Origin of the sequence: Actinokineospora iranica, from assembly GCF_900101685.1 — a bacterium.
In the GTDB taxonomy this organism is placed as follows: Bacteria; Actinomycetota; Actinomycetes; order Mycobacteriales; family Pseudonocardiaceae; genus Actinokineospora; species Actinokineospora iranica.
In genome coordinates this window covers 69,068-92,413 of the sequence record NZ_FMZZ01000002.1, presented here as the reverse complement: position 1 = coordinate 92,413, position 23,346 = coordinate 69,068, and the positions used below count along the sequence as shown (strand labels likewise).

Below are 23,346 nucleotides of genomic sequence, written 5' to 3'. Positions count from 1 at the left end.
AAGTTGCCCAGCCCGTGCGACGGTTGACCCGTGATCGACCTGACAGCGCTGCTCGCGGATCTGCGGGCCGAGGGCGCGGAGTTGGACTCGTGGGTGGCTGATCTCCCCGACGCGGGGTGGGGGAGGCCGACGCCCGCGGTGGGGTGGACGGTGGCGCATCAGATCGCGCATCTGGCCTGGACTGACGAGCGGGCGCTGTTGGCGGTGACCGACGCCGAGGGGTTTCGGGCGGAGATGGCGCGGGCGCTGGCGGCGGGGAATCCGCAGCGGTTCGTGGATGACGGTGCCGCTGAGGGGGCCGCGCTGCCGCCCGCGGAACTGCTCGGGCGGTGGCGGCGGTCGCGGGACGGGTTGGCCGCGGCGCTGGCCGAGGTCCCGGCAGGGGTGAAGCTGCCCTGGTACGGGCCGCCGATGAGCGCGGTGTCCATGGCGACGGCGCGGCTGATGGAGACCTGGGCGCACGCGGGGGACGTCGCGGCGGCGCTGGGGGTGTCGCGGGTGGCGACGGCGCGGCTTCGGCATGTCGCCCATCTGGGGGTGCGCACGCGGGACTTCGCTTTCCTGGTCAACGGTAAGACGCCGCCGGTCGACCCGTTCCGGGTCGAGTTGGCCGCGCCGGACGGGGGACTGTGGACCTGGGGGCCCGAGGACGCCGGGCAGCGGGTCGCCGGTCCGGCGCTCGACTTCTGCCTGCTGGTCACCCAGCGGATTCACCGCGCGGACACCGGCCTGGTGGCCGATGGCGCGGACGCGGAGGAGTGGCTGGGCATCGCGCAAGCGTTTGCCGGGGCGCCCGGCGGCGGGCGGGAGCGGGCGTGATCCGCATCGGCAACGCCTCCGGGTTCTACGGGGACCGGCTCAGCGCGGTCCACGAGATGCTGACCGGGGGCGACCTGGACGTCCTCACCGGCGACTACCTCGCCGAGTTGACCATGCTCATCCTCGGCAGGCAGCGGCTCAAGGACCCCGGCGGCGGCTACGCCAAGACGTTCCTGCGTCAGTTGGAGAACTCCCTCGGCGTCGCTGTCGACAAGGGCGTCAAGATCGTCGCCAATGCTGGTGGGCTCAATCCGGCTGGGCTCGCCGACGCGGTGCGCGGGCTTGCCGAGCGGCTTGGGCTGGATGTGCGGGTGGCCCACGTCGAGGGGGACGACCTGCTGCCGCTCGGGTTCGACGGCGCGCTCACCGCCAACGCCTACCTGGGGGCGTGGGGAATCGCGGAATGTCTCAGGGCGGGGGCCGATGTCGTGGTGACCGGGCGGGTCACCGACGCCTCGCTTGTGGTCGGGCCTGCCGCGGCGCACTTTGGTTGGCACACAACGGATTACGACGCGCTCGCGGGCGCGACCGTCGCGGGCCACGTCATCGAGTGCGGGACGCAGGCCACGGGCGGCAACTTCTCCTTCTTCACCGAGATCGCCGACCTCGGCCACCCCGGTTTCCCGATCGCCGAAGTGCACGCGGACGGGTCCGCGGTGATCACCAAGCACGCGGGCACTGGCGGCGCGGTGACGCGGGAAACCGTGACGGCGCAACTGCTCTACGAGATCCAAGGCCCCGACTACCTGGGGCCGGACGTCACCACCCGGTTCGACACGATCGCACTCGCCGACGACGGGGCCGACCGGGTGCGGATCAGCGGCGTGCGCGGCGGGCCGCCGCCGGAGACGGTCAAGGTGTGCGTCAACACCCTGGCTGGCTTCCGGAACAGCGCGACCTTCGTCCTGTGTGGACTCGACATCGACGCCAAGGCGGCTCTTGCCCGCCGCCAACTGGAAAGCGTGATCGGCGCGGATGGTCTCACCTGGACACTGGCGCGCACCGACCACGAGGACGCCGACACCGAGGAAGCCGCCAGCGCCCTGCTGCACGCCACGGTCAAGACCACGGACCCGGCGCGGGCCAAGGCCTTCTCCCGCGCCACCGTGGAACTCGCGCTCGGCAGCTACCCCGGGTTCACCCTCACCGCGCCGCCCGCGGACGGCACACCGGTGGGCGTCTATAGGCCGGAATACGTCGAACGGTCAGCCGTCGAGCACGTCGCCGTGCTGCCGGACGGCGAACGCCGGGCCATCCCGTGGCCGGACGCGGCCCCGGTGCCGCCCCGGTGGATCGAGGTGGAGCCGCGGCAGGTTTCCGGGCCGGTGCGGTGGGCGCCGCTCGGCGCGGTGCTCGGCGCCCGGTCCGGGGACAAGGGCGGCGACGCGAACCTCGGCGTCTGGGCGCGCCTGCCGGAAGCGTTCGACTGGCTGGTAAGCGAAATCACCGTCGACCGGTTGCGCGAACTGCTGCCCGAGACGAAAGACCTCGACATCGAGCGGCATCCGCTGCCGAACCTGAACGCGGTCAACTTCGTCGTGCGCGGCCTGCTCGGCCAGGGCGTCGCGGCGGCGACCCGGTTCGACCCGCAGGCCAAGGCGCTCGGCGAATGGCTGCGCGCCCGGCACGCCCACATCCCGGAGGCCTTCCTGTGAGCCCGTTCGACACCCCCGAGCGCCGCGAGTTGCGGGCTACTGTGCGCGCGTTCATAGCCGCGGAAGTCCTGCCGCACCTGGACGACTGGGAGCGCGCGGGCGAGCTGCCGCGCTCGCTGCACCGCTCCGCCGCCGCTCTCGGCCTGCTCGGCGTCGGCTTCCCCGAGGCCGTCGGCGGCGAGGGCGGCGACCTGGTCGACGCGATGGTCGTGGTGGAGGAAATGCACTACGCGGGCGCGTCCGGCGGGCTGATCGCGTCCCTGATGACCTGCGGCATCGCGGTTCCGCACCTCGCCGCCGCCGGTGATCCCGCGCAGATCGACCGGTGGGTGCGGCCGACCCTGGCTGGCGAGCTGATCGGGGCGCTGGCGATCACCGAGCCGGACGGCGGATCGGACGTCGCGGGCCTGCGCGCCACGGCGAAGCGGGACGGTGACGAGTTCGTCGTCAACGGCGCCAAGACGTTCATCACCTCAGGCGTGCGGGCCGACTTCGTCACCACGGCCGTGCGGACCGGGGACGCGGGCGCGCACGGGATCTCCCTGCTGGTCGTCGAGAAGGGCACGCCCGGGTTCACAGTGACCCGGCGGCTGGAGAAGATGGGCTGGCACTGCTCCGACACCGCCGAGCTCTCCTTCGCGGACTGCCGGGTGCCGGTGGCGAACCTGGTGGGGCAGGAGAACACCGGGTTCATCCAGATCGCGATGAACTTCGTCGCCGAGCGGCTGACCCTGGCCGTGCAGGCGTACGCGGCGGCGCAGCGCGCGCTGGACCTCACCCTGGCGTGGTGCCGCCTGCGGGAGACTTTCGGGCGGCCGCTGATCTCCCGGCAGTCCGTGCAGACGACGCTGACCGAGATGGCCCGCAAGATCGACGTCGCCCGCGCGTACACGCGTGACGTCGCCCTGCGCCACCTCGCCGGCGAGGACGTCATCGCCCAGGTCTGCTTCGCCAAGAACACCGCCGTCGAGGCGGGCGAATGGGTGGCGCACCAGGCGGTGCAGCTGCACGGCGGCCTCGGGTACATGCGGGAGTCCGAAGTGGAGCGGCACTACCGCGACATGCGCATTCTCGGCATAGGCGGCGGCACGAACGAGATCATGACCGGCCTCGCGGCCAAGCGATTGGGGTACACCTCGTGAACGGACAGACGCCATGACCGTCCTTCGGTCCGCTGTGGACGCGGGCAGCCCTGACTTCCAGGCCAACCGCGAGGCCATGCTCGACAAGCTCGCCGAGCTGGACGCCGAGCACGCCAAGGCGGTGGCCGGGGGCGGCGAGAAATACGTCAGCAGGCACCGCGATCGGGGCAAACTGCTTGCCCGTGAACGGGTCGAACTGCTGCTCGACCCGGACTCGCCGTTCCTTGAGCTGTCCCCGCTGACCGCGTGGGGCACCGACTACCAGGTCGGCGGCAGCCTGGTCACCGGCATCGGCGTCGTGGAGGGCGTCGAGTGCCTGGTGAACGCCAGCGACCCCACGGTCAAGGGCGGGGCGATCAACCCGTGGGGCATGAAGAAGGGCTTCCGCGCCGCCGACATCGCCGCGCAGAACCGGCTGCCGACCATCAACCTGGTCGAGTCCGGCGGCGCGGACCTGCCGACGCAGAAGGAGATCTTCATCCCCGGCGGGCGCACGTTCCGCGACCTCACCCGGGCCTCGGCGGCGGGTGTGCCCACGGTCGCGGTCGTCTTCGGCAACTCCACGGCGGGCGGCGCGTACCTGCCCGGCATGTCCGACCACGTGGTGATGGTCAAGGAGCGCGCGAAGGTCTTCCTCGGCGGCCCGCCCCTGGTGAAGATGGCGACCGGTGAGGAATCCGACGACGAATCCCTTGGCGGGGCAGAGATGCACGCCCGAGTGTCCGGGCTCGCCGACTACCTCGCCGTGGACGAGCGGGACGCGATCCGGCTAGGCAGGCGCGTCGTGGCCCGGCTCAACTGGAAGAAGCAGGGGCCCGCGCCGCAAGCCGATTACGCCGAGCCGGAGCACGACCCAGAGGACCTGCTCGGGATCGTGCCCAGCGACCTCAAAGTCCCGTTCGACCCGCGCGAGGTCATCGCCCGGGTGGTGGACGGGTCCGACTTCGACGAGTTCAAACCGCTCTACGGCAGCAGTCTCGTCACCGGCTGGGCGCAGATCCACGGCTACCCGGTCGGCATTCTCGCCAACGCGCGCGGCGTGCTGTTCAGTGAGGAGTCGCAGAAGGCCACCCAGTTCATCCAGCTCGCCAACCAGACGAACACGCCGCTGCTGTTCCTGCACAACACCACCGGCTACATGGTGGGCAAGGAGTACGAGCAGGGCGGCATCATCAAGCACGGCGCGATGATGATCAACGCGGTGTCCAACTCGACGGTCCCGCACATCTCCGTGCTCATGGGCGCCTCCTACGGCGCGGGCCACTACGGCATGTGCGGCCGCGCCTACGACCCGCGCTTCCTGTTCGCCTGGCCCAGCGCGAAATCCGCGGTCATGGGCCCGGCCCAGCTCGCCGGGGTGCTCTCGATCGTCATGCGGCAGGGCGCCCAGAGCCGGGGGCAGGTCTACAACGAGGAGCACGACGCCGCCATGCGCGCGATGGTCGAGGGCCAGATCGAAGCCGAGTCGCTGCCGATGTTCCTGTCCGGCATGGTCTACGACGACGGCATCATCGACCCGCGCGACACCCGCACGGTGCTCGGCATCTCCCTGTCCGCCATCCACAGTGGACCGATCGAGGGCGCCACCGGCTTCGGCGTCTTCCGGATGTGAGTGACATGAGCCAGATCCAGAGCGTGCTGGTCGCCAACCGCGCCGAGATCGCCCGGCGGGTGTTCCGCACGGCCCGCGACCTCGGCATCGCCACCGTGGCGGTGTTCTCCGACGCCGACGCGGACTCCCCGCACGTGCGCGAGGCCGACACCGCCGTCCGCCTGCCCGGAAACACCCCCGCCGAGACCTATCTACGGCCGGATCTCCTGATCCGGGCCGCGCTGGACGCGGGTGCCGACGCCGTTCACCCCGGCTACGGCTTCCTGTCGGAGAACGCGGACTTCGCCCGCGCGGTGATCGATGCCGGGCTCACCTGGGTCGGCCCGCCAGCCGAGGCGATCGAGCGGATGGGCTCCAAGATCGAGTCGAAGCGGCTGATGGCCGAGGCCGGTGTTCCCGTTCTATCCCAAATAGACAATGTGACCGAGGCTGATCTGCCGGTGCTGGTCAAGGCCTCGGCGGGCGGCGGCGGACGTGGGATGCGCGTGGTGCGCGGACTCGAAGACCTGGAAGGCGAGTTGGCGGCGGCGCGGTCCGAGGCGGCGTCGGCGTTCGGCGACCCCACCGTGTTCTGCGAGCCGTATCTGGAGACCGGGCGGCACATCGAGGTCCAGGTCATGGCCGACCGGCACGGCACGGTCTGGGCGGTCGGCGAGCGGGAGTGCTCGATCCAGCGCAGGCACCAGAAAGTCGTGGAAGAGGCCCCGTCGCCGCTGGTCGAGCGCACCGAAGGGATGCGGGAGCGGCTGTTCGCCGCCGCCCGCGTGGCCGCCGCCGCGATCGGCTACGAGGGCGCGGGCACGGTGGAGTTCCTGGCCGACGAGTCGGGCCGGTTCTACTTCCTGGAGATGAACACCCGCCTGCAAGTCGAGCACCCGGTCACCGAGTGCGTCACGGGTCTGGATTTGGTGCGGTCGCAGCTTTCCGTCGCAGAGGGCGCGGCGCTGCCCGCCGAGCCGCCCGCGAGCCGGGGCCACGCCATCGAGGTCCGCATCTACGCCGAGGACCCCGCGCACGATTGGCGCCCGCAAAGCGGCACGCTGCACCGGTTCGAGGTCCCCGGCGTCACCGCGACGTTCGGATGCGCTGGTGATTCGGGGTTGCGGCTGGACTCCGGCGTCGAGTCCGGCTCGGTCGTCGGCGTGCACTACGACCCGATGCTGGCCAAGGTCATCGCCTGGGCGCCCGAACGCGCCACAGCCGCCCGCGCCCTGGCTGGCGCGCTGACCCGGGCCCGAATCCACGGTGTCCGCACCAACCGCGACCTGCTGGTCCGGGTGCTGCGGCACCCGGCGTTCCGCGCGGGCGACACCGACACCGCGTTCTTCGACCGGCACGGCCTGCCCGTGCTCGCCGAACCCCTGGTGGACAAGGAGACCGAGGCGCTGTCCGCGTTGGCCGCCGCTTTGGCCGACGCCGAGGCGAACCGGGCTTCGGCGCGGGTTCTCGGCCGCGTTCCCGGCGGCTGGCGCAATGTCGTGTCGCAGCCGCAGGTGAAGACGTTCGGCGACCACGAGATCCGCTACCGGGTCAGCCGGGCGGGCCTGGAAGCCGAGGGTTTCGACGGGGTGCGGCTGGTGTCGGCCGACCCGGGCGCGGTGCTGCTGGAAGTCGAGGGCGTGCTGCGCCGCTTCGCGGTGTCCCGCTACCCCCGAGTGTCCTGTGTGGACTCACCGTGGGGCACGGTCGAACTCGCTGTCGCTGAACGGTTCCCGGACCCGGCGGCGCAGGTGGCGGCGGGCTCGCTGCTCGCCCCGATGCCCGGCACGGTCGTGCGGGTCGCGGTCGCGGCGGGGGAGCGGGTGGCCGCGGGCCAGCCGCTGCTGTGGCTGGAGGCCATGAAGATGGAGCACCGCGTCGACGCGCCCGCCGACGGCGTGGTCGCGCGGTTGCCGGTCGCCGCGGGAGACCAAGTGGATGTGGGCCGGGTGCTCGCCATCGTGCACGCAGTGCAAGCCGAGGAGGAGTCATGAGCTTCACCGAGTCCGAAGAGCGCCAGGCGCTGCGCAAGGCCGTCGCCGAACTGGGCCGCAAGTACGGCCACGAGTACACGCTCAAGGCCGCGAAGTCCGGCGGCCACACCACCGAGCTGTGGGACGAGGCGGGCAGGCTCGGCTACCTCGGCGTGAACGTCCCCGAAGAGTTCGGCGGCGGCGGGGGCGGCATCGGCGACCTCGCCGCGGTCTGCGAGGAACTGGGCGCCGCGGGCACCGGCCTGCTGCAGATGGTCGTCTCGCCCGCGATCTGCGCGACGATCATCGCCCGCTACGGCACCGACGAGCAGCGGCGGCGCTGGCTGCCCGGGTTCGCCGACGGCACCGTCCGGATGGCCTTCGCCATCACCGAGCCGGACGCCGGGTCCAACGCGCACCGGCTGACCACCACCGCACGGCGCGTGAACGACGGGGACGGCGACACCTGGGTCCTCAACGGCCGCAAGGTCTTCATCTCCTGTGTGGACGAGTCGCAGGCCGTGCTCGTCGTCAGCCGCACCGAGGACGCCAAGACCGGCAAGCTCAAGCCCGCGCTGTTCATCGTCCCCACCGACGCCCCCGGCTTCGCTTACCAGCGCATCGAGATGGACATCGTCTCGGCCGACTACCAGTTCTCCCTGTTCATCGACGACGTGCGGCTGCCCGCCGACGCGCTCGTCGGCTCCGAGGACGCCGCGCTCATGCAGCTGTTCGCGGGCCTGAACCCCGAGCGCATCCTCGCCGCGTCCTTCGCCGTGGGCATGGGCCGGTTCGCGCTGGAGAAAGCCGTCGACTACGCCAAGACCCGCACGGTGTGGAAGGAGCCGATCGGCGCGCACCAGGCCGTCGCGCACCCGCTGGCGCAGGCCAAGATCGAGTTGGAGCTGGCCAAGCTGATGACCCAGAAGGCCGCCGCCCTCTACGACGGCGGCGACGACATGGCCGCGGGCGAGGCGGCGAACATGGCCAAGTACGCCGCGGGCGAGGCCGTGGTCAAGGCCGTCGACGCCGCTGTCCAGACACATGGCGGCAACGGCCTGGCGAGCGAGTACGGTCTCGGTGCCCTCGTCGCGGCGTCCCGGCTGACCCGGATCGCCCCGGTGAGCCGCGAGATGATCCTGAACTTCGTGGCCCAGTTCAGCCTGGGGCTGCCCAAGTCGTATTAGAGGTGAGATGAAGTGAGCGAGGCGGTCCGCGAGCCCCGTCAGGACCGCAGCCGGGCCACCCGGGCCCGGCTGCTGGCCGCGGCGGTCGACTGCCTCGCCGACGTCGGCTGGTCGGGCAGCACGGTCTCCGTGGTCGCCGAGCGCGCGGGCGTGTCCCGGGGCGCGGCGCAGCACCACTTCCCGACCCGCGAGGACCTGTTCACCGCCGCCATCGAGTACGTCACCGAGGAGCGGCTGGCGCACATGCGCGACGGCCTGCCGAACCTGCCGCCGGGCCGCGACCGCATCGAGTACGTCGTGCACGCCATCGGCGAGATGTACTCCAGCAAGCTGTTCCGCGCCGCGCTGCAACTCTGGGTCGCCGCGTCGTCGGACGACCAGCTGCGCGCCCAGGTCGTCCCGCTGGAGGCGCAGCTCGGCCGGGAGGCCCACCGGCTCACGGTGGCCGCGCTCGGCGTCGACGAGACCCGCCCTGGCGTGCGGGAACTGGTGCAGGCGACCCTGGACATGGCCCGTGGCCTTGGCCTGGCCAACCTGCTGACCGACGACGGCAAGCGTCGCCGCCGCGTCTTGGACCAGTGGGCGTCGACCCTGGCCGCCATCGTGAACGACGCCCCCGGCTGACTCCAGCGCTGATCCAACGTTGGCATGGCATTCCACAAAGTGGAAAGCGCGGTGTGACGGTGCGGAGCGTGCCACCATCAGTAGGTAGCCAAGACAGCGGCGATAGTGACGACAGCAAATGACAGCGACAACAGCGGGGCGCTCCGGAGGTGTGATGTCCATCGAAGCCGTGCTGGCCGAGGCGCGTTCGCGGATCGACCGGGTCGATCCGGTCAAGGCTTACCGGCTGCAACGGGAGGGTGCCCTCATGGTGGACATCCGCCCGTACTACAACCGGCTGGCCGAGGGTGAGATCCTGGGCGCGCTACCGGTCGAGCGGATAGTCCTGGAATGGCGGCTCGACCCGAAATGCCCGGACCGCATCAAGGAGATCACCGAGGACAGCGTGGTCATCGTCTACTGCAACGAGGGCTACGCGTCCAGCCTCGCCGTGCGCGACCTGCGCGACCTGGGCCTGCGCAACGCGATCGACCTGATCGGCGGCTTCCGCGCCTGGGACGCCGAGGGGCTCCCGGTCACCGACGGCGGCCTGCCCGGCATCACCTGAGCTGGCAGGTGTGTCAGAATCCGCCGGTGTCTGACCTGCGGGAGCAGAACGGCCGGACGGGCGCCCAGGCGATCGAGCGCGCGCTGGCCGTGCTGCGGTGCTTCGAGACCGGCGAGGTCACCAAGGGCGTCAGCGAGATCGCCCGGCTTACCGGACTGTCGGTAAGCACCACACACCGTCTTACCCGCGCGCTCACCGACGGCGGCCTGCTCATGCGGGCGCCCCGGGGTGACCGTTACCAGCTTGGCCCCGCGCTGCTCGTGCTGGGGATGCGGGCCGCCGAGCAGCTTGGCTACGACCAGGTGCTGCCGGTGTTGCAGGAACTCGCCGCCGCTACCGGCGAGTCGGTAAACCTCGGCATCCGCGCGGGACGCGAGGTGCAGGTGGTGCTCGACGTCGCCTCCAGCCAGCCGCTGCGGTTCGACCAGGCCCGCGGCACCCGGGTGCCGCTGCACACCTCGGCCATGGGCAAGTGCCTGATCGCGGGCGACGACGACCTGGCCGCGACCATCGACCACCTCGGCGACCTCGCCCGCCTCACCCGGAACACCATCACCTCCCCGGACGCGCTGCACGCCGAACTCCGCGCCGTCCGCGACCGCGGCTGGGCGCTCAACGACGAGGAACGCGTCCCCGGTGTCCGCGCCGTCGCCGTTCCGGTGCGCGATTCCGGTGAGCGGGTCTTGGCGGCGATCGCGGTGCAAGGGCCAGCCGTCCGGCTGACCGAAGACCGCTTCGAGCATGTGGTCGAATTGTCGGCGCTTACCGCGGCCAAGATTGCGCCCTTGTTGCAGAACCGTTGAGACTGCGGGATTTACTTGTCTGTCCTAACCAGACTGACCAGTATAAGAGCCTGCGGAGTGGACGCGCCACCGCCGCCGCCCAAGGCTGCCTAACGTCGAAGAGAGAGTTGCGACGTCGGAAAGCAGGCTGCTGGGGAGGGCGCCATGGCCGCGGAAGCACGGTCCCTCGCGGTGATCGGCGCGGGCCCGTCCGGCATCGGGCTCCTCGAACGCCTCTCGGCCAACGCCGCCGAGTTTCCCGGTGACCTGGTAGTCCACCTGATCGACCCGTACCCGGCGGGGCCGGGCCGGGTGTGTCCGCGCTCGCGCCGGGCGAAGACGTGATCGTGCGGGGCTTCGGTCTCGCGTTCATCGACCTCATGATCCTGCTTACCGAGGGCCGTGGCGGACGTTACGAGACCGGTCCGAGCGGAAGGCTCGTCTACCGGCCCTCAGGTAAGGAACCGAGGCTGTTTGTCGGTTCGCGTAGAGGCGTGCCTTACCGCGCCAAACCTGAGTATCCGCTGCGCGGGGAACGCGCCAAACTCCCGCGCTTCTTCGGGCAAGACGAGATAAGAGCCCTGGTTTCCCGTTCTGAGCCGTTGGACTTCCGCCGCGACGTCTGGCCGCTCATGGCCAAGGACATCGGCTGGGGCTACTACACCGAGCTGTTCACCGGTCACCCCGACCGCGTCCGGTTCCTGGCCGAGGGACTTCGCCTGCGGGAGCAGAACGGGCGACTCCACGACCTCGACGTCGTGGGCAGGCCGGACACCTTCACCGTGCCGGCCGCGCTCGCCGCGGTCACCGACCGGCTCGGCCTCGCGGGCACCATCAACTCGACCTTCACCGAGCCCTACGAGGTCGCCCGCCGGTTCACCACCCTCGACCACCTTTCGGCCGGTCGCGCCGCGGGGAACGTCGTCACCTCCTGGGACGCCTTCACCGGCGAGAACTTCCGGCGCGGCGGATTCCTAACGGAGGACCAGCGCTACTCGCGCGCCCGGAGTTTCCTGGACGCCGCAAGCACTTTGTTCGATTCCTGGGACGCCGGGGCGGTTCTGGCCGACAAGGAGAGCGGCAGGTTCTTGGCCGCCCCCACCGCGGGCGCGTTCTCGGTGCACGACGAGCACTTCGACATCTCCGGACGGTTCGCCGTCCCGCGGCAGGCCGGTGATCTTCCAGGCGGGCGACTCCGACGAGGGCCGGGAGTTCGCCGCCGCCACCGCCGACGCCATCTTCAGCCGACACACGACTTTGGAAGCGGGCCAGGCATTCCACGCCGACGTGAAGTCCCGGCTGCCGCGCTACGGCCGCAGGCCTGACCAGCTTGTGGTGATGCCCGCCGCCACGTTCGTGCTGGGCGACACCGACGCCGAGGCGGCGGACCGGGCCTACGAGGTGCGCCGCCAGCAGGTCAGCGGCGCGACCGCGCTGGTCCTGCTGGAACAGGTCTGGAACAGGTCTGGAACCGCGACCTGAGCGCCTACGACCCCGACGGGCCGCTGCCCGACGTCGACCCGATCGTCGGGGAGCCCACCGTGGCCCGTGGCCGGGCAGCGTCCGGATGTACGGAAACCCGGTGGAAACCGTGCGCGGCTGGCGGGAACTCGCCGAGGCGGAAAACCTGTCGATCCGCGACCTCGCCATCGAGGTCACCGCCCGCCAAACCTTCGTCGGCTCCCCCCAAACCGTCGCCGACACCATCGACGACCTCGTACAGCGCGACGCGGCGGACGGCTTCATCCTGGTCCCGCACATTGTCCCGGCAGGTTTGACGATCTCGTGGGCACCGTCGTCCCGTTGTTGCAGGAACGCGCGCTTTCCGCACGGACTACACCGGCACGACATGCGCGACCACCTCGGCCTGGATTCCGTCGAAACGCTCCGCCACTGACCCCTGGCGCTGGTGCAAACGGGTGACGCTGTTTGTTCGGTGGGCGGCGAAGGCCACCGACCTGGCACAGTGCGAGCCGAGCGCCCGACTGCGGAGGGGATCTATGGGGGAGCACGGGGAAGAGTTCGGAGCGGATCTGTACAAGCTGCTGGTCGTCGCCAAGGACAACCTGCCGTCGGTGGCAGCGGAGTACCGCGAGGCGGCGAGCAAGCTGGGGGCGGTGCTGTCCAATTTGGACGGTGTGCTGCGGCGGCCGGACCTGTTCGGCGGTGGGTCGCTGGGCCCGGTCCACGCGGCGTGGGTCGCGTTGCACGCGGACGCGGCCAAGTTCCTGTCCGACACCGAATCCAGTCTCACGGACACCGGCGAGGCGCTGGCCCAGGCGGTGAACCAGTACGCCGAGACCGACCACGCCGCCAAGGTGGAGTTGGACCGGCTGCGCCAGACGGTGGGCGAACCCGTGCCGGACCAGCGGTGAGCACATGAGCTTCGATGAGTTGATGACCCACGCCGCCGCCATCCAGCAGAAAGCGGTCAAACGGGCGGTCACGAACAAGGAGGCCGACCCGGAATACGCCCGCGGCGGGGTGGAAGGCTACTACCGCGACATTCCTGATCTGTTCCGTCCGTTCGCCGAGATGCCCAACCCCGCGGCCTACGACCCGCTCATCCACGATCTGCAAGTCGTCTTGCAGAAGCTGTCCACCGGCCACGTCAAAGAGCCTGCCAACGGCGAGATCTACCTCGCGAACGTGGCGCTGGCCAACATGACCACGGCTAGCGACTACCTGGAGGACTGGACCGGGAAGGCGGCGGTGGCGTTCAAGCAGAACTTCCTGGACACCTTCCCGCCGATCGTCGAAAACCAGTTCATACTTGTGAGTGTCCTCAAAGCCGCGTTGGAGGCGCACAAGTCGATGTGGGCCAAGGCCCGCGACGATGTCGACAAGATCGCGCACACGACGATGGACGCGCTGGACAACGCGGCGTGCTGCGACAAGAACGCCTGGACTGTCGGCTTCACTGTGGTCGCCTCAGTCTCGGCGGTCGCTGCGACCCTGGTCAGCGGGGGCACAGCGGCCCCGCTCGCGTTCACCGCGGTCGGCGCGACGGCCCAGGTGATCGCCGCGACCCCGCCTCCGGAGACCGACAAGCAGTACGCCGGTGAGACCGCTGTCCAGATCACCAACGCCATGAAAGAGGCGCTTCGCGCCCTGGCTGACTCAGTTCAAGAAGTGGAGACCATTGGTCACAAAGACACGCCTGGCATCGCCCCGGCCCTGCGCGCGGCCGGTGACCTCGTCGGCCAGTACCGGGCATCCTTCGTCGCCAATCGGCCCGAGTTGGCGGATGGGCGGGGCAAGCCCTTGACCGGGCCGGACCAAATGGGCGAGGTGAGCTGACATGGACTCACTGGCCGACCGACTGGACAGCCTCCGGTTGCGGGTTCAGGCGCCGGGCTCGGAGATCTACGCCGACCTCCGCAACCGCAAGGACGTGTCGGTATCCTTCGGCGAGAGCGTCTACGAATGGACCTCCGAACGCAACCTCGAACGCCAACTCGTCAGCATGGCGAGGCTGCTTTACGCCCAATGGGTCCGAAAGTACCGGGCGGAACTCAGCGATTCGTTCCTGAACGCGATGGGGGCCGAGTCCCAGAACGACCACGACTTCCTCGCGGCCCGGTCCGAGTTGGAATCCAGCGGAGCGTCCCGGGACGGCCGTGTCACCATCTCGGCCGTCGGAATGCAGAACGTCGAGGTGCGCATAGTCCCCGGCACGGTGCGTGAGTTGGATGAGCACGAGTTCTCGGGGCGGGTTTCCGAGGCCGTGCACGCCTTGGCCGACGACTACCAGACGAAGATCCGAGAGCTGAAAATCAGGTATTTCACGTGAAACGCAAAAGATGGCGGGTGATCCTGCTCGCGGTCGTGCTTGTTGTCGGCACGACGGTTGTCGTCTCTTGGTCGAATGGCTGGTTCAGTTCATGTGACATTCCGGAGTCGATCGCGCCGGACGTGGGGCTGGCGACACCGGAAGCAGGCGGCCTCCGGGTAGTGGAGCAGGGCTTCTCCTACCCTGCGAACGAATGGCGAGGGGCCAGCGTCGGCGCCATGCTGGAAAACACCAGCGACAGCATCGCCTACCACACCAAAATCACCTTCACTCTTCTAGACGCCGACAACCAAGGCATAGTCGGGTACGGTGCCGAAGACGACCTTATTCCGATCATCATGCCGCACCAGCGTATTGGGGTCGGTGAAACCGTCTATCCGGCCACTCCGGTAGCAGCGGAAAGCACCGTGACCGGATTCCGGGTGAACACCGAAACAGCCCAATGGCTTCCCTCCGATGCGCTCGGAGACGATTATGCCCCGGTAACGGCAGAATATCGAGGCGCCGTTCACCGCAACCACAAACCGCCGAATACCAGTCAGCTTCATTTCGTGACCAAAACCGACAACTGTCGCCCAATGCGGGGGTGGAGCCCAATCGCGTTGTTCCGGGACGGCAGCGGCACCCTGATCGGCGGCACTAACACGTACGTGGGTCTCTCGGCGGGCTGCACGCGCCCCGGCGTGGAAAAGTGGGTCACCGTGCGCGGGCTTCTCCCCGATGCCGCTGATGACGCGCGTACCGAGCTTTACCCCTACTGCGACATTCAGGACCCCCCTAACCCGCGCACCTTCGAACCAGCGCCGACCTCCCGGTGAGCGTCTGTCGGCGCGCTTGGCTGTCGCGGCCTAACCGCGGGCGGCTTCTCTTATCACCGCTACCGCCAGTCCGGTTAGTTCTGTCGAAAGAGTGGGGCGGGCGCTGAAACGACGGGTGCGCGGAATGTCGTTGACGACGGTAAGCGCTGCCTGCACCGCTATGCGGGCCGCCGGTTCGGACAGGGCGGGGGTGAGTTCCCGCAGGAGGCGGACCCATTCGGCCACGTAGCCGCGTTGCAGGCGGCGCAGTTCCTTGCCGTCGCGTTCGGGGAGGTTGGCCAGCTCGCTGGCGTACACGGCGATCAGGTCGTCCGAGCGCAGCACGGTGTCCACATAGGACCGGGCCAGGCGCCGCAGGGCGTCTTCGGGGTCGGACGCGGCGGCGAGGGAGTCTTCCAGGCCCAGTGTCAGCCTGTCGGCCATGCGGCGGCTCGCGGCCAGCAGGATGTCCGACTTGCTGGCGAAGTGCCGGTAGATGCTCGGGCCCGCGATGCCCGTCGCCGCGCCGATGTCCTCCATGCTCACCGCGTGGAAGCCGCGTTCGCGGAACAGGCGGGTGGCGGCCGAGAGCAGTTCCTCGCGGCGGGTGGGCTGCGCCTGCGGGCGCGCCCGCCACGCGGGCGCAGCGCTCGGCTCGGGCGGGGGCAGGGGGGCTCGGACGACCGCCTCGCCGAGTCGGGCGAGCAGGGGGGCGAACTCGTCGCGGGGGAGGGTGGCGTGGTGGTCGCCGACGCTGCCGAACACGCTCAGGGCGGCGAAGCACAGCAGGTCGGCCTCCCCGGCGTCCAACTCCGGGCGCAGCCCGCGCAGGCCGGTCAGCCACTGGCCCAGCAGCGCGCCCGCCCGCCGCCGGATCTCCTTCTGGTCGCCGGGGTGCAGGTGGCGGCCCTGCCAGCGCCACAAAGCGGTCAGCGCGCGCTGCTCGATCGACACCTCGGCCGCGGCCAGCAGCAGCGGGCGCAGGCCGCGCTCGGGGGCGTCCTCGGTCGCGCTGACCGCGTCGTGGACCCGTTCCGCGAGCTTGTCGACCCCGGTGAGCAGCACGAACCCCAGCACGTCCTGCTTGTTCTGGAAGTGCCGGTAGAGGGCGGGGCCGGTGATGCCCGCCGCCGCGGCGATGTCGTTGACGCCGACCGAGTGGTAGCCGCGCCTGCCGAACAGCTCCGCGGCGGCCTCGGCGAGCTGGGCCTTGCGGTTGCGTGGCCTGCGGGCGCGGCTGATCTCGGTTGTCACCCGGCGGCCTCCTCGCGGTCACTCGCAGTCCGTGAGACTGCCATAACAACCGTATGGGAGAGGCCAGGCGTTGACAACCAGCGGATCCGGGGCAAGATGTTAATGGCGATTAGCAGTCAGCCCAGGAGAGGACCGGACGAGCGTGAGTACCGAAGCCTTCATCTATGAGGCGATCCGCACGCCGCGTGGCCGCGGCAAGAAGAACGGCTCGCTGCACGGGGTCAAGCCCATCTCGCTCGTCGTGGGGCTCATCAACGAGCTCACCGCCCGGCATCCCGATCTCGATCCGGCCACGATCGATGACATCGTGCTCGGCGTGGTGTCCCCCGTCGGCGACCAGGGCTCGGTCATCCCGCGCAGCGCCGCCATCGCCGCGGGCCTGCCCGACTCGGTGGCGGGCCTGCAGATCGACCGGTTCTGCGCATCGGGGCTGGAGGCGGTCAACACCGCAGCGGAGAAGGTCCGCTCCGGCTGGAACCAGCTCATGATCGCGGGTGGCGTCGAGTCCATGTCGCGGGTGCCGATGGGCTCCGACGGCGGCGCGTGGTTCAACGACCCGGAGACCAACTACGACTCCTACTTCGTCCCGCAGGGCATCAGCGCCGACCTGATCGCCACCACCGAGGGCTTCAGCCGCGAGGACGTCGACACCTACGCCGTCGAGTCGCAGCGCCGCGCCGCCGCCGCCTGGTCGGCGGGGTACTTCGCCAAGTCGGTCGTGCCGGTGCGCGACCGCAACGGCGTCGTCCTGCTCAACCACGACGAGCACATGCGCCCCGAGTCCACCGTGGCGGGACTGGGCAAGCTCAACCCGTCGTTCACCGGGATCGGCGAGATGGGCGGCTTCGACGCCGTGGCGCTGCAGAAGTACCACTGGGTCGAGAAGATCGACCACGTCCACACCGCCGCGAACTCCTCCGGCATCGTCGACGGCGCCGCTCTTGTCCTCATCGGCAACGAGGCCGCTGGCAACGCCGCCGGGCTCACGCCCCGCGCCCGGATCGTCTCGGCCGCGGTGACCGGCGCCGAGCCGACCATCATGCTGACCGGGCCGACCCCGGCCGCGCGGAAGGCGCTCGCGCTGGCGGGCCTGACCCCGGACGACATCGACGTCTGGGAGCTGAACGAGGCGTTCGCCGCGGTCGTCATGAAGTTCATGAAGGACCTCGACATCCCGCACGAGAAGATCAACGTCAACGGCGGCGCGATCGCGATGGGCCACCCGCTCGGCGCCACCGGGGCGATGATCACCGGGACCGTGGTGGACGAGCTTGAGCGCCGCGGCGCGCGGCGCGGCCTGGTCACCCTGTGCATCGGCGGCGGCATGGGCGTCGCGACCATCATCGAGCGAGTCTGAGCCGGAGAGCTGATCTGAGATGACCGAAAACATGATCAAGTGGGACAGCGACTCGGACGGCATCGTCACGCTGACGATGGACGACCCCGGCCAGTCCGCCAACACGATGAACGACACGTTCCGCGAGTCGCTGGCGGCCACCGTCGACCGGCTCGAAGCGGAGAAGGACAGCATCACCGGCGTCGTCATCACCTCCGCGAAGAAGACCTTCTTCGCGGGCGGCGACCTCAACCAGCTCATCAAGGCCACCCCGGACGACGCGGCGGACATGACCGCGTCCGTCAACGGCGTGAAGGCGAACCTGCGCCGCCTGGAGACGCTGGGCAAGCCGGTGGTCGCGGCCGTCAACGGCGCCGCGCTCGGCGGCGGCTACGAGATCGCGCTCGCCTGCCACCACCGCGTCGCCCTCGACGCCAAGGGCAGCGAGATCGGCCTGCCCGAAGTCACCCTCGGCCTGCTGCCCGGCGCGGGGGGCGTGACCCGCACCGTGCGGCTGCTCGGCATCCAGGGCGCGCTGCTCAACGTGCTGCTCCAGGGCCAGCGGCACAAGCCTGCCAAGGCCAAGGAACTGGGCCTGGTGGACGAGCTTGTCTCGACGCCGGAAGAGCTGGTGGCGGCGGCGAAGGCGTGGATCAAGGCCAACCCGGCGGCCCAGCAGCCCTGGGACGCCAAGGGCTACAAGATCCCCGGCGGCACCCCGTCGAGCCCGGCGTTCGCGGCGAACCTGCCCGCGTTCCCGGCGAACCTGCGCAAGCAGCTCAAGGGCGCGCCGATGCCCGCCCCGCGCAACATCCTGGCCGCCGCGGTCGAGGGCGCGCAGGTCGACTTCGACACCGCGACCAAGATCGAGACGCAGTACTTCGTGAACCTGGCGGTCGGCCAGGTCGCGAAGAACATGACGACGGCGTTCTTCTTCCACCTCCAGGCCATCAACAAGGGCAACAGCCGCCCCGCGGGCCAGCCGAAGCACACCGCCCGCAAGGTCGCGGTGCTCGGCGCGGGCATGATGGGCGCGGGCATCGCCTACTCCAGCGCCCGCGCGGGCATCGACGTCGTGCTCAAGGACGTCACCATCGAGGCGGCCGAGAAGGGCAAGGCGTACTCGGAGAAGATCCTCGCCAAGGCCGTCTCCCGGGGCAAGCTCACCCAGGACAAGGCCGCCGAGGTGCTGGCGCGCATCACCCCGACCGCGGACCCCGCCGACGTCGCGGGCGTCGACCTGGTCGTGGAGGCCGTGTTCGAGAGCCCGGAGCTGAAGAAGAAGGTCTTCGGCGAGATCGAGGACCTGGTCGCCCCGGACGCCCTGCTCGGCTCGAACACCTCGACGCTGCCGATCACCCAGCTCTCGGAGGGGGTGAAGCGGCAGGAGGACTTCATCGGCCTGCACTTCTTCTCCCCGGTCGACAAGATGCCGCTGCTGGAGATCGTCGTCGGCGAGAAGACCAGCGACGTGGCGCTGGCCAAGGCGTTCGACTACGCGCTGCAGATCAAGAAGACCCCGATCGTGGTCAACGACAGCCGCGGCTTCTTCACCAGCCGGGTCATCGGCACCTTCATGAACGAGGCCGTGGCGATGGTCGGCGAGGGCGCGCACCCGGCGTCGGTCGAGCAGGCGGGCGCGCAGGCCGGGTACCCGGCCCCGCCGCTGCAGCTGCTGGACGAGCTGACTCTCACGCTGCCGCGCAAGATCCGCGACGAGACCAAGGCCGCCATCGAGGCCGCGGGCGGCGTCTGGCCGACGCACCCGGCCGAGGGCGTGCTCGACCGGCTCATCGACGAGTTCGACCGCAAGGGCCGCTCGGCCGGGGCGGGCTTCTACGAGTACGACGACGAGGGCAAGCGGACCGGGCTGTGGCCGGGGCTCACGGACGCGTTCGGCTCCGGCTCCGCGGACATCCCGTTCGTGGACATGCGGGAGCGGATGCTGTTCGCCGAGGCGCTGGAGACCGTCAAGTGCTTTGACGAAGGCGTGCTGCGGACCGTGCCGGACGCCAACATCGGCTCCATCTTCGGCATCGGCTTCCCGCCCTGGACCGGCGGCGTCATCCAGTACATCAACGGCTACCCCGGCGGGCTGAAGGGCTTCGTCGCGCGCGCGGAGGAGCTGGCGGCCCGCTACGGCGACCGGTTCACCCCGCCCGCGTCCCTGGTCGAGAAGGCCGAGAAGGGCGAGATCTTCGAGTAACCGCCTGCAGAGAACGCTGGTCGAGACCGCCCGCCGCGCCCGGCGGGCGGTCTTCGGCGTCAGACCGGCCAATGCGGACGGATACCCCTCACCCTACCGGGGACGAGTCACGCCTCTTCCTTGTGAACTTCCGAGGGAAGGCGTCTGGTTAGGACATTACCGTTTCACGGAATCCTGACCAGGAGGAATCGTCATGCTCGCAGAACCACGGCTGCCCCGGCGCGCCTTGTTCCGCGCCGCCGGTCTGCTGGTCGCCTCGACTGCGCCACTGGCCGTCCCCGCCGGACAGGGACAGGCGGAGCTGCCCTATCCGGCGAGAGTCCAGGTGTTCGTGGCCAACAGCGGCTCGGACAACGTCACCGCGTACGACACCCGGTTGGGACAGTCCAGGATTGTCCCGGCGGTGGGAGAGACGCCTGTCGGCGTTGCGGTAAACAACTTCGGTGACCGGGTCTATGTCACCAACGAGGCGGCGAACACGCTGTCGGTGATCGACGCCAGGAGCCTTACCGTCGTCGACACCATCCCGGTCGGCTCGAACCCCTTCGGCGTCGCCTCCCGGCCCGTGGTGAACCGGGCCTACGTCGCCGACTTCGGCTCCGACACCCTCAGCGTCATCGACACTTCGACGCACACCCTGATGACGGCGATCCCGGTCGGCATGTTCCCGCACACGCCCGTGGTCGGGCACGGGGGCATCTGCGTGTACGTGACCAACAACGGCAGCAAGAGCGTCACGGTGATCGACACCAGGACCAACACCGTGGTCAACACCATCCCCGCCGGGCTGTACCCCTCCGGAATCGACCTGAACCCGAGCACCGGGCTCGGGTACGTGGCCAACACCGGCGACGACTCGGTCACCGTCATCGACACCTACACGGCCGCGGCGCTCGGGACGATCCCGGTGGGGCAGGCCCCGCTCGGCGTGGCGATGGCCCCGTCCGGGCTGGTCTACGTCGCCAACCAGATGTCCGACACGGTGTCGGTCATCGACACCAAGACCCACTTCGTCGTGGCCACCATCCCCGTCGGCGACCAGCCCGAGGGGGTGGCCGCGATGCCCGACGGCAGCTACGTCCTGGTGACCAACAACGCGTCGAACACCATGTCGATGATCGACCCGGCCACCAACACCGTGGTCAACACGGTTCCGGTCGGCTCGAACCCCGAGGGCATCGCCATCACCTACTGATCAGGCTCAGGTGTCGGCTGCCGGGCCCAGTTCCAGGGCCAGGTGCAGGTCCACCTGCGCGGGCAGGGACGACAAATCCCGGCCGGTCAGCTCCTCGACCCGGCCGATCCGGTACCGCAGGGTGTTCACGTGGACGTGCAGCTGCTCGGCAGCCTTGGTCCACGAGCCAGAGCAGGCCAGGAACACCCGCAGCGTGCGCAGCAGGTCGGACTGGTGCTCGGCGTCGTAGTCGGTGACCGGACCGAGCACCCACCGCCGGAACGCGGCGCGCTGGTCGTCGGGGACCATGACCAGCAGGGTGTGGAACGCGCCGAGCCGGGCGCCGTCCTGCACGCCCGCGCGGCAGCCGCGCCGCTCGGCGACCCGGCGCGCGTTGCGGGCCTGGTCGAGGGACGCCGACAGGCCTGCCGGGCCGACCGAGCCGCCGACGCCGAGCGCGAAGCGGACGTCGCCGAAGCCGGGCTCCAGCAGGCGCACCAGGCCGACCAGCTCGTCCAGCACCCGGTCGCGGCGGTTGCGGCCGACGCCCCAGACGGCGCGGACCTCCCCGGCCGAGCCTGCCGAGGCCGCCGAATCGGCTGGGCCGGTCGCCTTCCCGAGCACCGAGACGACGCCCAGGGACGCGGCGAGTTCGGCCAGGACGGCGGCGGCCACGTCCGGGGTCGCGCGGTCGGCGGACGCGCTGACCACGCACATGCCGTCCGGATCGCCCAGACCAGCGGCGCGCAGGTCCTCAGAAGAGAGCAGGGACAGGTCGGGCCGGGCCGGGACCGTGGCGGACTGCTCGTTGGCCGCCGCGACCGCCAGGATGTCCATCAGGTGCCGCTGGTGGGAGGACCACCGCGCCTGGTCGCCCGGCGCGGCGAGGAACCAGTCCAGCGCCCGGGTCCCGGTGACCGAGCCCTCGGCGACCGTGTGCGGCGGGTGTCCCGGGCCGCGCACGGTGACCGGTAGTCGTGTCGCGTCCAAGAAGCGGCGGGCAAGAAGCTGTCGCACGCCGATTGGTGGGACGGAGGTGGTGCCCGCTACCACCCGCCCGGTAGGGGACAAGACCCAGACGCCCGCGTCCAGCGCCGTCGACGCGTTGGCCACCGCCGCGCGCAGATCCGGCACCCCCACGCCCGCGCGGGCGCGGACCCGGGCCGCGCCCAGCACCACGTACTCCGTCAGCGCCGCGAACGACACGTGCGCGGGCACCCCGAACAGCGGCACCCCGTGCCGCTCGCACGCCCGCACCACGTCGTCGGGGATCTCGTGGTGCTCGGCCGCGCCAGCGCCCAGCGCCGCCACCCCGGCCGCGGCCAGCGCGGCGACGAACGGCTCGGCCTGTCCCGGCTCGCTCCACCACACCAGCCCGGTCAGCACGAGTTCACCGCCGGACAGGTAGCGGCTGGGGTCGACCAGGTCGGTGGTGTAGACGTACCGGATCGGACGGTCGGGGTTCTCCGGCGGGACCAGGACGTCGAGGTCGAGGTCCGGGTGGTCCAGCAGCATCCGCAGGTTCACTGAGTCCTCCGCCGTGGCGTGCGCGCCGTGCGGCGAGCACCGTGATAGACCGGTTGGAGGAAACTACAAGAGGGAGGCGGGGGCGGGGCTGTTCTTTCGTGGCTTTCGCCCGTGGCCTGCCTGTGCTAGCCGGTGTCTTATGGGGGAGTGTCCGTGCCCGTTGTCCTCTCGGTAGGTGATCTGCTGTCCTGTTGCGCGTCCAAGAGGTGGGCGACAGAGGTTGCCGCGCAAGGGCCTTTCCCGTCTCTCGACAGTCTGGAACGCGTGTCCGCCGAGGTCTTGGCCGGTGTGGACTGGGCGGACGTGCGCGCGGCGATCGACGCTCACCCGCGCATCGGCGAGCGCGTGACCGGGGCTGATCGGGAGGCGGCGTGGTCGCGCGACGAGCAGTCCGCCGCGGCCGTTGTGGACGAGCGGGTGCGGGCTGAGTTGGTCGACGGAAACGTCCGGTACGAGAAGCGCTTCGGGCACGTGTTCCTCATTTGCGCGACCGGGCTGTCCGCTGGCGACGTGCTGTCCGCGCTGCGGGCGCGGCTCGGCAATGACGACGCCGTCGAGCGCGAGATCGTCCGCGCCGAGCTGGCGAAGATCGTCGGGCTGCGGCTGCGAAAGCTGGTGGACCGGTGACCGCGACCCTGTCCACGCACATCCTCGACACCAGCCGGGGCGTGCCTGCCGCGGGCGTCGCCGTCCGGCACGACGAGCGCCGCGACGGCGAGTGGCGCCCGGTCGAGCGGGCGCGGACCGACGGCGACGGTCGGATCTCGGGATGGTCCGCGGAGCCTGGCGAGCACCGGTTCGTCTTTGACACAGGCTCTTATCTCGGCCAAGACGCCTTCTACCCGGAAGTCGTTGTCGCTTTCCGGGTCACTGACGGGCACTATCACGTCCCGTTGCTGATCAGTCCGTTCGGCTACAGCACTTACCGGGGGAGTTGAC

22 protein-coding genes and 1 pseudogene are annotated in these 23,346 nt (G+C 70.2%); 21 read left to right on the top strand and 2 right to left on the bottom strand.

Features of this window, described 5'->3' with window-relative positions; genetic code table 11:
- The first annotated feature begins 30 nt into the window (after positions 1–30).
- The 16 genes and pseudogenes from BLS56_RS05695 to BLS56_RS05625 all read left to right on the top strand — a co-directional run bounded on the left by BLS56_RS05695 (position 31) and on the right by BLS56_RS05625 (position 14,931).
- Positions 31–819 carry a TIGR03084 family metal-binding protein gene (locus BLS56_RS05695; RefSeq protein ID WP_091448886.1) on the top strand — a complete coding sequence of 263 codons (789 nt, stop codon included), beginning with the start codon at positions 31–33 and terminating at the stop codon, positions 817–819.
- Between the two features lie 56 nt (positions 820–875).
- Positions 876–2,474, top strand: a complete 1,599-nt coding sequence (locus tag BLS56_RS05690; protein WP_228771455.1) for an acyclic terpene utilization AtuA family protein — start codon at positions 876–878, stop codon at positions 2,472–2,474.
- Positions 2,429–3,616: an acyl-CoA dehydrogenase family protein gene (locus tag BLS56_RS05685; protein WP_091448884.1), complete on the top strand. Its 1,188-nt coding sequence runs from the start codon at positions 2,429–2,431 to the stop codon at positions 3,614–3,616. The genes BLS56_RS05690 and BLS56_RS05685 overlap by 46 nt, the downstream gene beginning before the upstream one ends.
- A 13-nt stretch (positions 3,617–3,629) precedes the next feature.
- Positions 3,630–5,228 (top strand): acyl-CoA carboxylase subunit beta, encoded by a 1,599-nt coding sequence (locus BLS56_RS05680; protein WP_175482689.1) that lies wholly within the window; start codon positions 3,630–3,632, stop codon positions 5,226–5,228.
- A gap of 5 nt (positions 5,229–5,233) precedes the next feature.
- On the top strand, positions 5,234–7,201 hold the full coding sequence (locus BLS56_RS05675; protein WP_091448883.1) for an acetyl/propionyl/methylcrotonyl-CoA carboxylase subunit alpha: 1,968 nt from the start codon (positions 5,234–5,236) through the stop codon (positions 7,199–7,201).
- Entirely contained in the window at positions 7,198–8,367 is a 1,170-nt protein-coding gene (locus tag BLS56_RS05670; RefSeq protein WP_091448882.1) for an acyl-CoA dehydrogenase family protein, read from the top strand. Before BLS56_RS05675 ends, BLS56_RS05670 begins: the two co-directional genes overlap by 4 nt.
- A gap of 12 nt (positions 8,368–8,379) precedes the next feature.
- Complete coding sequence (locus BLS56_RS05665) at positions 8,380–8,991, top strand: TetR/AcrR family transcriptional regulator (RefSeq protein ID WP_091448881.1); 612 nt, start codon at positions 8,380–8,382, stop codon at positions 8,989–8,991.
- A gap of 154 nt (positions 8,992–9,145) precedes the next feature.
- On the top strand, positions 9,146–9,538 hold the full coding sequence (locus BLS56_RS05660) for a rhodanese-like domain-containing protein (RefSeq protein WP_091448880.1): 393 nt from the start codon (positions 9,146–9,148) through the stop codon (positions 9,536–9,538).
- 26 nt (positions 9,539–9,564) lie between these two features.
- Positions 9,565–10,341: an IclR family transcriptional regulator gene (locus tag BLS56_RS05655; protein WP_175482688.1), complete on the top strand. Its 777-nt coding sequence runs from the start codon at positions 9,565–9,567 to the stop codon at positions 10,339–10,341.
- Between the two features lie 144 nt (positions 10,342–10,485).
- Positions 10,486–10,665 (top strand): FAD/NAD(P)-binding protein, encoded by a 180-nt coding sequence (locus BLS56_RS05650; RefSeq protein WP_091448878.1) that lies wholly within the window; start codon positions 10,486–10,488, stop codon positions 10,663–10,665.
- 35 nt (positions 10,666–10,700) lie between these two features.
- Positions 10,701–11,802 (top strand): annotated as a pseudogene (locus BLS56_RS32980) (LLM class flavin-dependent oxidoreductase).
- Positions 11,803–11,902: 100 nt separating this feature from the next.
- Complete coding sequence (locus tag BLS56_RS32090; RefSeq protein WP_228771409.1) at positions 11,903–12,217, top strand: hypothetical protein; 315 nt, start codon at positions 11,903–11,905, stop codon at positions 12,215–12,217.
- A gap of 103 nt (positions 12,218–12,320) precedes the next feature.
- Complete coding sequence (locus BLS56_RS05640) at positions 12,321–12,695, top strand: hypothetical protein (RefSeq protein ID WP_091448877.1); 375 nt, start codon at positions 12,321–12,323, stop codon at positions 12,693–12,695.
- Between the two features lie 4 nt (positions 12,696–12,699).
- A complete protein-coding gene (locus BLS56_RS05635; RefSeq protein ID WP_091448876.1) occupies positions 12,700–13,620 on the top strand; it encodes a hypothetical protein in 921 nt (306 codons plus the stop codon).
- 1 nt (position 13,621) lies between these two features.
- The gene (locus BLS56_RS05630) at positions 13,622–14,113 is read left to right on the top strand and encodes a hypothetical protein (protein ID WP_091448875.1); all 492 of its coding nucleotides are present in this window, start codon (positions 13,622–13,624) and stop codon (positions 14,111–14,113) included.
- Between the two features lie 17 nt (positions 14,114–14,130).
- On the top strand, positions 14,131–14,931 hold the full coding sequence (locus BLS56_RS05625; RefSeq protein WP_091448874.1) for a hypothetical protein: 801 nt from the start codon (positions 14,131–14,133) through the stop codon (positions 14,929–14,931).
- A gap of 30 nt (positions 14,932–14,961) precedes the next feature.
- Here the strand turns inward: BLS56_RS05625 and BLS56_RS05620 are convergent, their stop codons facing one another.
- Positions 14,962–16,164, bottom strand: a complete 1,203-nt coding sequence (locus tag BLS56_RS05620) for a TetR/AcrR family transcriptional regulator (RefSeq protein WP_091448873.1) — start codon at positions 16,162–16,164, stop codon at positions 14,962–14,964.
- 142 nt (positions 16,165–16,306) lie between these two features.
- Here BLS56_RS05620 and BLS56_RS05615 point away from each other — a divergent pair, with 142 nt between their 5' ends.
- From BLS56_RS05615 to BLS56_RS05605, 3 genes are all read left to right on the top strand, one after another.
- The gene (locus BLS56_RS05615; protein ID WP_091448872.1) at positions 16,307–17,521 is read left to right on the top strand and encodes an acetyl-CoA C-acetyltransferase; all 1,215 of its coding nucleotides are present in this window, start codon (positions 16,307–16,309) and stop codon (positions 17,519–17,521) included.
- A gap of 19 nt (positions 17,522–17,540) precedes the next feature.
- The gene (locus tag BLS56_RS05610) at positions 17,541–19,706 is read left to right on the top strand and encodes a 3-hydroxyacyl-CoA dehydrogenase NAD-binding domain-containing protein (protein WP_091448871.1); all 2,166 of its coding nucleotides are present in this window, start codon (positions 17,541–17,543) and stop codon (positions 19,704–19,706) included.
- Positions 19,707–19,899: 193 nt separating this feature from the next.
- Complete coding sequence (locus tag BLS56_RS05605) at positions 19,900–20,901, top strand: YVTN family beta-propeller repeat protein (protein WP_091448870.1); 1,002 nt, start codon at positions 19,900–19,902, stop codon at positions 20,899–20,901.
- A 6-nt stretch (positions 20,902–20,907) separates the two neighbouring features.
- Here BLS56_RS05605 and BLS56_RS05600 read toward each other — a convergent pair whose 3' ends face one another.
- Positions 20,908–22,407, bottom strand: coding sequence for a helix-turn-helix domain-containing protein (locus tag BLS56_RS05600; RefSeq protein WP_091448869.1), 1,500 nt, complete (start codon positions 22,405–22,407; stop codon positions 20,908–20,910).
- Positions 22,408–22,539: 132 nt separating this feature from the next.
- On the opposite strand from BLS56_RS05600, the gene uraD reads away from it, so the two are divergent.
- Both uraD and uraH read left to right on the top strand, forming a co-directional pair.
- A complete protein-coding gene (uraD, locus tag BLS56_RS05595) occupies positions 22,540–23,034 on the top strand; it encodes a 2-oxo-4-hydroxy-4-carboxy-5-ureidoimidazoline decarboxylase (protein ID WP_091448868.1) in 495 nt (164 codons plus the stop codon).
- Complete coding sequence (gene uraH, locus BLS56_RS05590) at positions 23,031–23,345, top strand: hydroxyisourate hydrolase (protein ID WP_228771407.1); 315 nt, start codon at positions 23,031–23,033, stop codon at positions 23,343–23,345. The genes uraD and uraH overlap by 4 nt, the downstream gene beginning before the upstream one ends.
- The last annotated feature ends 1 nt before the right edge of the window (position 23,346 follow it).

What these genes read in the sequence shown, in the direction of transcription:
- BLS56_RS05605 (WP_091448870.1), top strand. Translation starts at nt 19,900, where the DNA reads ATGCTCGCAGAACCACGGCTGCCCCGGCGCGCCTTGTTCCGCGCCGCC.
- BLS56_RS05610 (WP_091448871.1), top strand. Translation starts at nt 17,541, where the DNA reads ATGACCGAAAACATGATCAAGTGGGACAGCGACTCGGACGGCATCGTC.
- BLS56_RS05635 (WP_091448876.1), top strand. Translation starts at nt 12,700, where the DNA reads ATGAGCTTCGATGAGTTGATGACCCACGCCGCCGCCATCCAGCAGAAA.
- BLS56_RS05630 (WP_091448875.1), top strand. Translation starts at nt 13,622, where the DNA reads ATGGACTCACTGGCCGACCGACTGGACAGCCTCCGGTTGCGGGTTCAG.
- BLS56_RS05675 (WP_091448883.1), top strand. Translation starts at nt 5,234, where the DNA reads ATGAGCCAGATCCAGAGCGTGCTGGTCGCCAACCGCGCCGAGATCGCC.
- BLS56_RS05660 (WP_091448880.1), top strand. Translation starts at nt 9,146, where the DNA reads ATGTCCATCGAAGCCGTGCTGGCCGAGGCGCGTTCGCGGATCGACCGG.
- BLS56_RS05650 (WP_091448878.1), top strand. Translation starts at nt 10,486, where the DNA reads ATGGCCGCGGAAGCACGGTCCCTCGCGGTGATCGGCGCGGGCCCGTCC.
- BLS56_RS05690 (WP_228771455.1), top strand. Translation starts at nt 876, where the DNA reads ATGCTGACCGGGGGCGACCTGGACGTCCTCACCGGCGACTACCTCGCC.
- BLS56_RS05685 (WP_091448884.1), top strand. Translation starts at nt 2,429, where the DNA reads ATGGCTGCGCGCCCGGCACGCCCACATCCCGGAGGCCTTCCTGTGAGC.
- BLS56_RS05680 (WP_175482689.1), top strand. Translation starts at nt 3,630, where the DNA reads ATGACCGTCCTTCGGTCCGCTGTGGACGCGGGCAGCCCTGACTTCCAG.
- BLS56_RS05670 (WP_091448882.1), top strand. Translation starts at nt 7,198, where the DNA reads ATGAGCTTCACCGAGTCCGAAGAGCGCCAGGCGCTGCGCAAGGCCGTC.
- BLS56_RS05640 (WP_091448877.1), top strand. Translation starts at nt 12,321, where the DNA reads ATGGGGGAGCACGGGGAAGAGTTCGGAGCGGATCTGTACAAGCTGCTG.